The organism is Pseudomonas sp. UBA6276, assembly GCF_002438365.1.
In the GTDB taxonomy this organism is placed as follows: domain Bacteria; phylum Pseudomonadota; class Gammaproteobacteria; order Pseudomonadales; family Pseudomonadaceae; genus Aquipseudomonas; species Aquipseudomonas coleopterorum.
In genome coordinates this window covers 1-12907 of sequence record NZ_DJUS01000049.1, presented here as the reverse complement: position 1 = coordinate 12907, position 12907 = coordinate 1, and the positions used below count along the sequence as shown (strand labels likewise).

Sequence of the window (12907 nt, the reverse complement as noted above, 5' to 3'; positions counted from 1 at the left end):
GGCAGGTTGAACAGCACCTGGGTCAGGCCATGGTGTTGCAACCGTGCCTTGATCTCGGTGCTGTCGAATGCGTAGGGAAACAAGAACTCCACCCCGCGAAAGCCCGCCCGTGCAGCGAGGGCGAAACGGTCGAGAAAGGCATGTTCGGTGAACAGCATGGAAAGGTTGGCACACAAGCGCGGCATGGCAGGCTCCTTCTGTCAGGGAGCGCGGCGACCGTCCTGGCGTGTCACCGCGCACATCCGTGCCATCCTACGCCTACCTGGGCGTCAGCGGGTCATTTGGGCATCGCCACGGCGGTGGTGACGGGATTGGCCGGCAGGTCGTAGACGAACCGGTTCTGCGGGCGCATGCGGAACGACAGCACCACACCGATGGCCAACAGCACGATGCTGACCATGAACGGCAGCTGCCAATTGCCGAACTTGTCGATCAGCAGTCCGGCGGCCACCGGGCTGATGATCGCGGCCATGGCCGAGCCGGTGTTCATCATGCCGCTGGCGGTGCCGCAGTGGTCCGGCGCGATGTCCATGGGGATGGCCCACATCGGGCCGATGGTCATCTCGGAGAAGAAGAACGCAATGGCCAGGCAGGCCAGGGACACGTACATGTCGTGGGTGAACATCAGCGGCAGCAGCGCTACCAGGGTCAGGGACAGACAGATGGCGACCATCAGGCTGCGGGCCCGGTTGAGGTTGCCGGTGCGCTTGTAGATGCGGTCGCTGACGATGCCGCCCAGGGTATCGCCCACCACGCCGCCGAAGAACACGGTGGAGGCGAAGATGGCGGTGTTCTTCAGGTCCAGGCCCATGTTCATGAAGTACATCGGCACCCAGCTCAGCAACAGCCACAGGGTCCAGCCGTAGCAGAAGTAGACGATGGTAACCGGCGCCATGCGCCTGAACAGCCGTCCCCAGGGCAACTTGCGGGTGTTCTTGGGCTTGGGCGGAGGCAGGGCGGCGAGTTCCGCCTGGGTAATACGCGGGTGATCCTTGGGTTGCTCGGTGAACACCAGTGCCCACAGCACCACCCAGACAAAACTGATGCCGGCGCAGACGTAGAACGATTCGCGCCAGCCATACGCCGCCATCACGGCGACCATCGCTGCAGGTGCCAACGCATTGCCCAGGCGGGCGAAGGCGTGGGTGATGCCCTGGGCGAAACCGCGGTTCTCCTTGCCGACCCAGCGTGACATCGCTGCAGTGGCGGCAGGGAAGGTCGCGCCTTCGCCCAACCCCAGCAGGACCCGCGCCACCAGCAGCGAGACGAAGCCGCCTGCCATGCCGGTGAGCACCGTCGCGCTGGCCCAGATCAGCCCGCACACCACCAGGGTGCGCTTGGCGCCGAAACGGTCGCTGACCCAGCCGCCGATGATCTGGAACACCAGATACGGGTAGGCGAAGGCCGAGAAGACGATGCCGATTTCGGTCTTGCTGAGGTTGAATTCCTTGCCGAAACCGACCGCCGCGGTGCTGACGTTGACCCGGTCCAGGTAGGTGATGAAATACATGGCGCACAGCATGACGAGCACCACGGTAGTAGGGCGCAGATATAACCGCTTCATGTTCTATCTCCAGTTTCTTATTGTTTACGCCCGCAGGCGTTGAGTCGGGATAGTCAGTCGCATGAGCGCCAGCCAGGGACGGCGGCGCCGTTGATGTCATTCGCGGCGCAGCGGCACGTGTTGCCCGGCCAGGTAATCCATTGCCGCCAGTACGCCGCTGGCCTCAAGCTTCACCCCGGCCATCTGCAGGCCCATCTCGCACCCGCTCAGGGTTGCCATCAGGGTCAGGTCGTTGCAGTCGCCCAAGTGGCCGATGCGGAACATGCGCCCCTTGAGTTTGCCCAGGCCGGTACCCAGGGACATGTCGAAGCGCTCATAGATGGTCTTGCGCACCTGGTCTGCGTCGACGCCTTCAGGCGTCATGACCCCGGTGAGCACCGGACTGTAGACGCTGGGGTCGGCACACTGAATGGGCAGGCCCCAGGCCTGCACGGCGGTGCGACAGGCGTGCGCGAGGCGTTGGTGCCGGGCGAAAACATTGTCCAGGCCCTCGCCGAGGATCATGTCCAGCGCTTCGGACAATCCATAGAGCAGGTTGGTGTTAGGGGTGTAGGGCCAGTAACCGGTCTTGTTCATCTCGATGATTTCGTCCCAGGCCCAGAAGCTGCGGGGCAGTCCACCGCGCTGGCTGGCTTCGATGGCTTTAGGCGATAGGGCGTTGAAACTGATGCCCGGTGGCAGCATGAGACCTTTCTGCGAGCCGGAAATGGTCACGTCCACGCCCCATTCGTCGTGGCGATAGTCGGCCGAAGCCAGACCGGAGATGGTGTCCACGAGCAGCAGCGCCGGATGGCCGGCGGCATCGATGGCCTGGCGCACGGCGGGAATATCGGAAGTCACGCCGGTGCTGGTTTCATTGTGGACCACGCACACCGCCTTGATCTGGTGCTCGCTGTCCTGTTCCAGGCGGGCCTGGATCATGTCGGCGCGTACACCACCGCGCCAGCCTTCGATGCCTGGCAGGCCGATGAACTCTGGCTTGAGCCCCAGGCTGACGGCCATCTTCTGCCAGAGGCTGGCGAAATGACCGGTCTCGAACATCAACACCTGATCACCGGCGCTCAGGGTATTGCACAGCGCGGCCTCCCAGGCGCCCGTGCCCGAGGCGGGGTAGATGATCACCGGGTGGCGGGTCTTGAAGATCTGCTGGATGCCCGCGAGCACCTTGAGGCCGAGCTGGCCGAACTCGGGGCCGCGGTGATCGATGGTGGGGTAGCTCATGGCGCGAAGGATACGGTCGGGCACCGGGCTGGGCCCGGGGATCTGCAGGAAATGACGGCCGGCAGGATGGAAATCGAGCTTGAGCATGGGGTGACCCTTTGTTGTTGTATTTTGAATGCAAAATTACATTAGCAGCTGGGCACCCTGTGTCAAACGGCTCGTTTGCGCTAATATCGAGTCGAATTCGTGCTTTTTAGAATAAGAAGAGCGCTGGTTGACCTGTCGATACAAGGAGTTTGCATGCAGTCTTCGTCAATGGCTTCAGCGCCCGCGCCTGCGTTGCAGTTGCCACGGGTAGAGCGTCAACGCCTGCATGACACCGTGGTAGAGCACTTGCGTGGCTTCATCACCGAAGGCGTGCTGCCGCCCGGGACCAAGCTGAACGAGCGTGAGTTGTGTGAAACCCTGGGCATTTCCCGCACGCCGCTGCGCGAGGCGCTGAAAGTACTGGCTGGGGAGGGTTTGATCGAAATCAATCCAAACCGAGGGGCGAGTGTGGCGCGCATGAGCGAGCTGGAGATTCGCGAAGCGTTCGAGTTGATGAGCGGCCTGGAGGCGTTTGCCGGCGAGCTGGCGTGCGAGCGCATGACCGACGCGGAGCTCGACGAGATCAAGGCGCTGCACAACGCCATGGTGGTGAGCAAGAGCCAGCAGGATCTGGTCGGGTACTACCAGCGCAATCGCGCGATCCACGACCTGATCAGCCTGGCTTCGCGCAATTCCGCACTGCGTCAGATGTACCTCACGGTGAACCGCCGCCTGCAGGCGTTGCGATTCCTGTCCAATCAGCAAGCGCCCAAGTGGGACCGCGCCCTGCACGACCACGAACAGATGATCGAGGCCCTGCAGGCCCGCGATGGCAAGCGCCTGAGCGCCATCCTGCGTCAGCACCTGCTGGAGAAGCGGGACGCGATCATGTTGCTGGTACAGAGCAGCGACCGCTCTTGATCCAGACCCACCGCAGTGTCACCGGACGCGGCTCGCGCCGCTGCTACAGGAGCCGCGATCCAAGCGCAGATGCGGCGTCTTGGCCCGGTGTTCACGCCTGGTATCCGCGATACGCTCCTGGGTTCGGCGGCCTCGCTCGGCGATTCACACCCGGTATCCGCGATGCGCTCCTGGGTTCGGCGGCCTCGCCCGGCGATTCACACCCGATATCCGCCACCCCGCGCTCCTGTAGCAGCGGCGCGAGCCGCGTCGGCGGTCCACGCGGTCTCGGATGGCGGATACACCGGTCAACGCAGGGTCAGGGGAATGTTCAGCGCCTGGATGCGCTGAGCGGTATCGGCGCTGACTTCCCCGGCCACGAATGTCGACTCGCGGGTCGTGCCATTGCTGGATGGCACGGCTACATCCAACGCTGCCAAGGGCAGGCCTGCCAGGCTCTGCCAGCTCGACGGCCGCGGCGCCACGTAGCCATGGTAGTTGCTGCGAATCGCATCGGCGTCCTCCACTGGCGTGTCTTTGAACAGCGCCAGACCGCTCGGCAGCGTCAATTGACCTGCCGCATTCACCGAAGCGGCATGGGTGGCCAGGCGCTTCGCCTTGATATCGATACTGCCTCCGGCCTTCATCGCGAAGCCATTATTGATTCGGTCGGTCACCCGCGCATCGGTTCCGCCGGCAACTGGCGCGAAATAGTACCCAGGCAGGTCGTTGTCCAACCATATGGTTTCATTGCGCGGGCCGGTCGGCGCCAGGCTACCGGTCAACTGGATGTCGGCGGCCGCCAACTTGATATCCCCTCCGGCATCCAGGTACGAACCGGCCACGTCGAGCATGCCACCGGCAGAAACGTGCAGGGAGCCCGCGCCACCGAGCGTGCTGCGTGCCTGAGACTCCCGGAAGCCTTTGCGGCTCCAGGCACCCGTTTGCGGCAGTTCACCCGGTACCGGCCCCCACTGCGGCCCGCTCAGGTTGAAACTCTGCTTTTCGTCGGCGCTGCTGATCCACACATTGTCCTCGGCATTGACGATGACAGCCTTGCCGCCCAGCAGATGTGAACCGCTGACCGATACGCTACCCTCGCGGAAGGTCGAGCGGCGTGCCCGTATTGCCAGCGTGTCCGTAGCCTGAACGAAACTGGCGACGTTGCTCTGCGCGCTACGATCAAAACTGCGCTGAAACTGCTGTGCTGCCGGTCTCGCCCCTTCGATGCGAGCGTCTTCGCTGCCACCTTCGATGGCCACGGTGCCGTCGAATTGCAAACGAACGTCTTTCGCCGAAAGCTGACTGCCGACGATGCGAATTTCCGTGCCATGCAGCGACAGGCTGGCGTTGGGGGCCTGCAGCTGCGATGGTCGCTGATACCGGCGCTCCTGCAGCGCCTCGTGGGCGAGCGTGTCCGTCAGGCTGACCCGGCGGGCGCCGGTTCCCTGGGTGAGCGTACGTTTGAAATCCAGACTGCCGATGTGGGTAGCCCCCGCGCCGCCTATATCGATCGAGTGGGTCGCATTGATCGTGGCGCCCAGCAATGTGGCCGTAGGCAGGCTGACCGTACCACCTTCAATGTGCGTAGCCTGAGCGGTTTCAGTGTAGGTGGAGGCGCTGTCATCGGAGCCATCGAGGGAAGGCACCCGCACCGTGCGCCACGACTGCTCCATCTTGGCCCCGAGCTGTACGCCGCCCCGAATGGTGTAGAGTCCGACATTTTCCGGCCCGTCGATGCGGGTAGCTGCCATCTCGATACCGCTGCGGCCGTCCAGGCGTACGTTGCGCGTTGCGGTCAACCGGTTACCGATATGGGTCAAGCTGCGTTCGGTGATCTGTGCGTCCGATTCTCCAGCTGCGAGGGTGAACCAATGTTCATCGGCGCTAGCCTGGCGCTGCGTCTCGGTTTGGTTGCTCAATGCATCCAGCTTCAGCAGCCCGCGGGACCGTGCGTCAATGTTCTGTGCATCGATCGCCACGGACGTGAGTGACATGTCACCACCAGCTGAGAGCAGGAGGTCCTGTTCGCCGGCGTCGATCGCCGCCTGCCCATACTGTCCTTGGTTGACCACACTGGAGCCGATGGACAATGCCCCGGCCGAACTGATCTCGATACCTTTGTCACCGCGCAGTCGCGTGATGCCCATGTTCAAGCCGACACCCTGATCGGTGCTGACGATCTTGATGCGCCTGGCGTGCATGGCGCCCAGCAGGCTGGCATCCACCGCCGCGGATGACCGAGCAACCGCCTCGGTGGACAGAGAACGTGCGTCGACCAAGTGATTACCCAGCAGCAAGGTCAAGTCGCCGCCCGCAGTGATGGCTCCGGTTTTCTGCACGGTAGGAGCGATCAGACGCACCGATCCGGTCCCGGCATCCAGGCCGTTCTGGCCAACCACCAGGCGGTGTTCGGCGGGGGACTGCGAACGTGTATCGTACTGGCTGATCACGCCATCGCTGAACGCGGGCGTCCCGACCACATAGGTTGCCGTGTGGGCCGAGTCCAGCGTCATGCGTGCGCCGTTGAGTTCGATGCCGTTGGGGTTGCTCAAGACGTAGTCCGCCGCCTGACCGAAGATGACCTGCGAGCCGGCAATGGTGGAGCCGCGAGTGCCCACCACCTCATTGAGGATGGTGCTGGCGGCGACGTCAGCGAACTGCCGATTGGCGCCAATATCCAGGGCGACGCCGTTGAGCTGTACTTGCCCAGCCGCCAGGCTGTTGTTCAGCACCAGACCGGCTGTACCGACGTTGTAGTCCTGCCAGCGGTTGTGGGAAAGACCTTGCGTATTGGGCGCGACGATATCGACGACCGGTACGCCGGCCTGGCTGCCGAGAATAGCCATGCCCATTGGGCCATCAGCTGCAATCAGCTCGCTGGCCGAGGCCGAGTTGAGGGTGGTCAGCAGGACCGCAGACACGGCGAGTCCGAGTCCGTGTCGAGTGAAGGATTGGGTAGAAAAAGCTGCTTGTTGCACGATGATGCTCCTCTCAGGGGCTATGAGTTGGCAAGGCGGATGGACGAATCCGCCGCAGACCACTCTAGAGAGGTGTGAGGCATGGCAATGAGTGTAGGAGCGATCCTTGTAGTGTAGGACGTATCTGTCAGGCGCGATGTCAGAGGGCTGTCTTACCTGTCTTCAAGGCAACAATAGCGATCAAGACGGTATGGCGTCCTCATTCAACTGAGGCTGAACTCGACCCGCTCCGGTATCCGCTTCATCAATACCCGGCCACCGCGAATTGACACCCGCGCCTTGGCCTGTTGGCGTACCGCTTCGTAGTCATTCTCCGCACCCAGAATCACCAGATTCGCCGGACGTCCGACGGCGATGCCGTAGCGCTCGCCCAGGTTGAGCGCGCGGGCGCTGTTATCGGTGACCAGGTCGAGCGATCGTTGCAGGTCCTCGAAACCCATCATGTGGCAGATGTGCAGACCGGCATCCAGTACCCGCAGAATGTTGCCGTTGCCCAGCGGGTACCACGGGTCCTTGATGGAGTCCTGACCGAAGCACACGTTCATGCCGGCCCGGTCCAGCTCGGCCACGCGGGTCACGCCACGGCGCTTGGGAAACGTATCGAAGCGACCCTGCAAGTGAATGCTCTCGGTCGGGCACGACACGAAGCTGATGCCCGACTGCTTGAGGAGGCGGAACAGTTTCGAGCAATAGGCGTTGTCATAGGAGCCCATCGCGGTGGTGTGGCTGGCAGTGACGCGGCTACCCATGCCGCGCACCCGGGCCTGCTCGGCGAGCACTTCGAGAAACCGCGAATGCGGATCATCGGTCTCGTCGCAATGCACGTCCACCAGGCAGCCGGTGCGCTCGGCCAGATCCATGAGAAAACCGATGGAGCTAACGCCTTGCTCTCGGGTGTTTTCGAAGTGCGGAATGCCGCCGACCACATCGGCGCCCATGGCCACCGCGCGCTCCATCAGTTCGCGGCCGTCGGGGTAGGATTCGATGCCTTCCTGAGGAAAGGCCACGATCTGCAGATCGATCAGGTGGCGCGCTTCCTCGCGTACTTCGAGCATGGCCTTGAGCGCGCCCAGGGTAGGGTCGGTGACGTCGATGTGCGTGCGCACATGCTGTATGCCGTGCTCGGCGAGCATGCCGATGGTGGTCAAGGCGCGCTGCTTGGTGTCTTCGTGGGTGATGCTGGCCTTGCGCTGGCCCCAGCGCTCTATGCCTTCGAACAGCGTGCCGCTCATGTTCCACTGCGGATCACCGGCGGTGAGGGTGGCGTCCAGATGAATGTGCGGCTCGACCAATGGAGCGATCAGCAGATTTCCCTGCGCATCGATGTCATCCCCTTGGGCTGTCACCGTGTCCCCTTGCGCCTGGATCGAGGCAATGACGGCGCCCTCGCAGGTGACAGTGTGCAATCCATCGGTCTTGCGCAACCGGGCGTTGATGATCTTCATGGGGAATCCTTCTTTCTGGGTGCCAAGGGGCCATGTTGCCATATTTGTCTGCGGCGCTTGGAAAACCTTCAGGCGGGCGGGGTGAACAGCTCCCGGCGCGCGCCCTCGGTGATCGCCACGATGCCGGGATGCTTGACCTTGCGCTCCACCGAAATCACGTAGAACGACTCGGTGACCGCTTCGGTCTGCCCGATCAAGCGGACGCGATACTGCGTCATGATTTCATCGGCAATGACGCTGGGCGCGATGAAGATCCCGCTGCCGGATTGGCCAAAGGCCTGCATCAAGGCGCTGTCGTCGAATTCCCCGACCACTCGTGGCAGCAGGCCCTGGTCGCCGAACCAGCGCATCAGGCGGCTGCGCAACACGCTTTCCTGACCGGGAATGAGCAGCGGCGCCCCGTGCAGGCATTGCGGGAAATCCTCACCATGGCGAGCAGCCAACTGCTCGGTGGCGAAGAAACTGATGCCGCACTCACCCAGCTTCTGGCTGTAGCCCTTGATGTCCAGGTGCGAAGGCATGGGGCTGTCGGAGATGACCATGTCCAGGCGCTGGATGGCCAAGTCGGCCAGCAAGCGTTCCAGTTTGTCTTCGCGGCAGGTGATGCGCAGGGGTTCGCTCAGTTCCATGGTCGGTGCGATCAGGCGGTAGACGATCGACTTGGGTACCACGTCGGCCACGCCCACACGGAAGGGGATCTGCTCTTCATCGGGCTGAGTGCGCAGTACCGCTTCCAGTTCGCCGGCCATCTGGAACATGCGTTCGGCATAGGGCAGAGCCTGACGACCGGCCTCGGTCAGCTCAAGATGTCTGCCAACACGCCGAAACAATTTCACGCAGAACGTTTCTTCGAGCAGGCTGATCTGACCGCTAATGGTTTGTGCGGTGAGGTTGAGTTGCTCACTGGCGCGCACGATGCTTCCGGTGCGCGCGACAACCCAGAAATAGTGAAGCTGACGATAGTTGAGCACGGGCACCTACACTTCGTAAAAACCGAAGTGTAGCTGGTAAAAATACGAATTTTCCAGAACTGTCCATCTCTCTAGAATGCCTCGCTAGCAAAGAGCCAGTATTTGGGGCTCGCTACTGTGCGCGGCACCGGCCGAGCCTCTCCAGACATTCAGCAAACCGTGATAAGGGCAGGAACGATACATGGAATACCTACTGGAACTGGCTTCAAGCCCCACCGCCTGGGTGGCGTTGATAACCCTGGTGATCATGGAAGTCGTGCTCGGTATCGACAACCTGATCTTCATCTCCATCCTGACCAACAAGCTGCCCAAGGAAATACAGGCCAAGGCCCGTCGTATCGGTATCAGCATGGCGCTGATCCTGCGCCTGGGTCTGCTGAGCACCGTGGCCTATATCGTCCAGCTGACCGAGCCGGTGTTCTCCGTGTTCGATCACTGGTTCTCGTGGAAAGATGTGATCCTGATCGCCGGTGGTCTGTTCCTGTTGTGGAAAGCGACCAAGGAAATCCACCACACCGTGGACCCTGTCGAGCAGGAAGAAGCCAAGATCGGCGACAAGGTCAGCCTGAGCTTCGCTTCGGCGATCGGTCAGATCCTGGTGCTGGACCTGGTGTTCTCCATCGACAGCATCATCACCGCCGTGGGCATGACCGAGCACTTGCCGATCATGATCATCGCCGTGGTCAGCGCCGTCGTGGTGATGTTGCTGGCTGCCGAACCTTTGGCCAAGTTCATCAATGACAACCCTACGGTCGTTATGCTGGCCCTGGGCTTCCTGATCATGATCGGCATGACGCTGATTGCAGAAGGCTTCGGTGCCCATGTACCCAAGGGCTACATCTACGCAGCCATGGCGTTCTCGGCCACCATCGAAGGCTTGAACATGCTGTCGCGCAGGGCCAAGCAGCGCAAGCTGGCGGCCAATCGCGAGGTGTAAGCGAGGTGGACAAAGCGAGGGGGCATGGATGCCCCCTTTTTTTTCGCCTGGTACTTTGTGCGGGTTGATTCAGATGTGTTGCGGGGTGCTGGTGCGGCGCAGCGTTACAGCGGCTTTTGGCTTGAGGTGTTGCCGGGCCTGCGGCTCGTGGTGCTGATGGCGACGCGCGATGCGCAGTACGCCCCAGAGCATGGCAGCCGCCACGGCCATCCAGCCGGCGATCAGGCTGAAGATTATCATTGCAAGGCTCATCACTACCTCCATTGCTTTCGCGTCTTCTCGGTCACGTAATAGATGACCCTGAGGGTTTGCGAGCGTTTCAACCTATTGACGAAAGGTCATTTGCGTGAATCGATCTTGCTCCCAAACAATGGATCAGCGGGCTGCTATACCGCGGGCCGCGGGAAACCTATGATGGCCGTTCGCGCGGCACGTTGTGCGCCGCCCCGTCCCGAGGAACACGATGTTGCGCAAATCGAACGTCCTGCTCAGGCTGCTGTTGGCCAGCAGCCTGATGGCAGGCATGGCTGGCTGTGCCACCAACAATGGACCGGCATTGCCGGGTCTGGCGGACCGGGTGGAGCTCAACGGCGTACCGTTCTATCGCGGTAACGCCAACCAGAGCGGTTCGATGGTGCTGGCCAGCATGCTCTCGCAACAAGGCATTACCATTACACCCGGGCTACTCGACCCGGCATTGAAACTGCCCGGCGAAACGGATCGCCTGCAACAGAACATTACCCAGGTGGCCCGTGAATATGGGCTGTTGGTATATCCGCTCGATCCGCAGTTGAACGCATTGCTGGCTCAAGTGGCCGCAGGCAATCCCGTGTTGCTGCGCTACAGCGAAGGCTCGTTCCTGTGGTCCCAACCTCGCTACGCCTTGCTGGTGGGCTACGACCGGTTCAAGCGGCACGTGCTGCTGCGCTCGGGGATGAACCGGCGTCTGCCGATGGATTTCGACAGCTTTGCGTCCGCGTGGAAGAGTGCAGGATCTTGGGCCATCCTGATTCAGCAGCCCAACCAGCTGCCGGCACAGGTCGACCGCCAGCGCTGGCTCGACGCCGCCCGCGAAACCGCCGCAGCCGGCCAGGAACCCGCCGCCGCCCGCGCTCGCAAGGCCATTGGCCCGTAACCGCATACCGCGTTGAAGGCCGCGGCAGTCCTGCTGAAGGGCCGCATGCATCCCGACGCGGCTCGCGCCGCTGCTACAGGGGAATCCTGCGAATTCGGACGCTGCGTCGGCGGCACTCGCGGTGTGCCTGGATGAACCCGTCTAGCCCGGACGCGGCTTGCGCCGCTGCTACAGGGGAATCAACTGCAATCCTGTAGCAGCTGCGCAAGCTGCGTCGGCGGCACTCGCGGTGCGCCTGGATGAACGCGTCCGGGTCAGAATCCCAGGCGGTCGCGCAGGCTGTAATACCAGGCGCCCAGCTGGGTCAAGGGTGCGCCCAGGGCGCGGCCGCCGGGGAAGGGGTAATGGGGCAGGTCGGCAAACGCGTCGAAGCGCTCGGCCTGGCCGCTCAGGGCCTCGGCGAGCACCTTGCCCGCCAAGTGGGTGTACGTCACCCCATGGCCGCTGCAGCCTTGAGAGTAATAGATATTGTCGCCCAGGCGGCCCATCTGCGGCAGGCGCGACAAGGTCAGCAGAAAGTTGCCTGTCCAGGCGTAGTCGATCTTAACCTGCGCCAGCTGCGGGAACGCCTTGAGCATCTTCGGCCGAATGATCGCCTCGATGTTGGCCGGATCTCGCGCGCCATACACCACGCCACCGCCGAAGATCAGACGCTTGTCGGCTGTCAGGCGATAGTAGTCGAGCAGGTAGTTGCAGTCCTCCACGCAGTAGTCCTGCGGCAGCAGACTGCGCGCCAGCTCCTCGCCCAAGGGCTCGGTTGCAATGACCTGGGTACCGCAAGGCATGGACTTGGCCGCCAGCTCCGGCACCAGGTCGCCCAGATAGGCGTTGCCGGCGACGATAACGAACTTGGCCCGCACCTTGCCTTGAGCGGTATGGACCACCGGGCTTGGGCCGCGCTCGATGCGTATGGCGGGCGATTGCTCATGAATGCGGCCGCCCAGCGACTCGACTGCCGCCGCTTCGCCCAAGGCCAGGTTCAGCGGATGGATATGACCGCCACTGACATCGAGCAGACCGCCTACGTACTGTTCGCAATCCACGACTTGGCGGATGCGCTTCTCGTCCAGCAGTTCCAGCTGGGTGTGGCCGTAGCGCTCCCACAAACGCTGCTGGGCCTCCAGGTGCTTGAGCTGCTTGGCGGTAAGCGCCGCGAACACACCGCCATTCTTCAGATCGCAGTTGATACCGTAGCGGGTCACCCGTTCACGGATGATCCGAGCACCCTCGAAGGCCATGTCGCCCAGCAGCCGCGCCTGATCAGCGCCGACGCTGCGCTCGATCACATCCAGATCCCGGCTGTAACTGTTGACGATCTGGCCGCCGTTGCGTCCCGAAGCGCCGAAACCGACCTTGGCCGCTTCCAGCACGCAAACGCTGAAACCCCGCTCGAGCAGAAACAGCGCACTGGACAATCCGGTGTAGCCCGCGCCGATGATGCACACATCCGCTTCGACTTCGCCTTGAAGGGCAGGGCGGGGCGGCGCCGCGTTGGCGGAAGCGGCATAGAAGGACGGTGGATACTGCATGCTGGACATCCGGCAACCTCGGCTCGGTGGAATTCGCCTGTGTCTGGATGCTAGCGCAGTTGCCAGCCGCTCACCAGCGCACTGGATCCGCCGGCGCTGAAAATAATTCCGCATTTCATAGGCTTAGCGTGAGAAAGGAGTTGACAGGCAGCGTCAATTCCGTAGAATGCCGCCTCACAGCAGGCACGTAGCTCAGT

Annotated in this window: 10 protein-coding genes and 1 pseudogene; 3 read left to right on the top strand and 8 right to left on the bottom strand. The window is 62.6% G+C overall.

Annotated features, from left to right (window positions below; all coding sequences use genetic code 11):
• The 3 genes and pseudogenes from B2V21_RS05745 to B2V21_RS05735 all read right to left on the bottom strand — a co-directional run.
• Window positions 1-185, bottom strand: a pseudogene (locus tag B2V21_RS05745) (hydroxypyruvate isomerase); the annotation flags it as partial.
• Window positions 186-277: 92 nt separating this feature from the next.
• Window positions 278-1564 (bottom strand): MFS transporter, encoded by a 1287-nt coding sequence (locus B2V21_RS05740; protein ID WP_049859559.1) that lies wholly within the window; start codon window positions 1562-1564, stop codon window positions 278-280.
• 96 nt (window positions 1565-1660) lie between these two features.
• Window positions 1661-2872, bottom strand: a complete 1212-nt coding sequence (locus B2V21_RS05735) for a pyridoxal-phosphate-dependent aminotransferase family protein (protein WP_286916294.1) — start codon at window positions 2870-2872, stop codon at window positions 1661-1663.
• A gap of 153 nt (window positions 2873-3025) precedes the next feature.
• Here B2V21_RS05735 and B2V21_RS05730 point away from each other — a divergent pair, with 153 nt between their 5' ends.
• Entirely contained in the window at window positions 3026-3733 is a 708-nt protein-coding gene (locus B2V21_RS05730; RefSeq protein WP_049859561.1) for a GntR family transcriptional regulator, read from the top strand.
• Window positions 3734-4020: 287 nt separating this feature from the next.
• Here B2V21_RS05730 and B2V21_RS05725 read toward each other — a convergent pair whose 3' ends face one another.
• The 3 genes from B2V21_RS05725 to nhaR all read right to left on the bottom strand — a co-directional run bounded on the left by B2V21_RS05725 (window position 4021) and on the right by nhaR (window position 9109).
• Window positions 4021-6636, bottom strand: coding sequence for a hemagglutinin repeat-containing protein (locus B2V21_RS05725; RefSeq protein WP_286916293.1), 2616 nt, complete (start codon window positions 6634-6636; stop codon window positions 4021-4023).
• 260 nt (window positions 6637-6896) lie between these two features.
• Window positions 6897-8138, bottom strand: coding sequence for a cytosine deaminase (codA, locus tag B2V21_RS05720; RefSeq protein ID WP_286916292.1), 1242 nt, complete (start codon window positions 8136-8138; stop codon window positions 6897-6899).
• 68 nt (window positions 8139-8206) lie between these two features.
• Window positions 8207-9109, bottom strand: a complete 903-nt coding sequence (gene nhaR / locus B2V21_RS05715) for a transcriptional activator NhaR (RefSeq protein ID WP_056842732.1) — start codon at window positions 9107-9109, stop codon at window positions 8207-8209.
• Window positions 9110-9290: 181 nt separating this feature from the next.
• Here nhaR and B2V21_RS05710 point away from each other — a divergent pair, with 181 nt between their 5' ends.
• Window positions 9291-10046, top strand: a complete 756-nt coding sequence (locus B2V21_RS05710) for a TerC family protein (RefSeq protein ID WP_049859564.1) — start codon at window positions 9291-9293, stop codon at window positions 10044-10046.
• 69 nt (window positions 10047-10115) lie between these two features.
• On the opposite strand, the gene B2V21_RS05705 is transcribed toward B2V21_RS05710, so the two are convergent.
• Window positions 10116-10298: a hypothetical protein gene (locus tag B2V21_RS05705; protein WP_286916291.1), complete on the bottom strand. Its 183-nt coding sequence runs from the start codon at window positions 10296-10298 to the stop codon at window positions 10116-10118.
• A 211-nt stretch (window positions 10299-10509) separates the two neighbouring features.
• Here B2V21_RS05705 and B2V21_RS05700 point away from each other — a divergent pair, with 211 nt between their 5' ends.
• Window positions 10510-11181, top strand: coding sequence for a hypothetical protein (locus tag B2V21_RS05700; RefSeq protein ID WP_049859566.1), 672 nt, complete (start codon window positions 10510-10512; stop codon window positions 11179-11181).
• Between the two features lie 254 nt (window positions 11182-11435).
• On the opposite strand, the gene B2V21_RS05695 is transcribed toward B2V21_RS05700, so the two are convergent.
• Window positions 11436-12719, bottom strand: a complete 1284-nt coding sequence (locus B2V21_RS05695) for an NAD(P)/FAD-dependent oxidoreductase (protein WP_282349173.1) — start codon at window positions 12717-12719, stop codon at window positions 11436-11438.
• Between the last annotated feature and the right edge of the window lie 188 nt (window positions 12720-12907).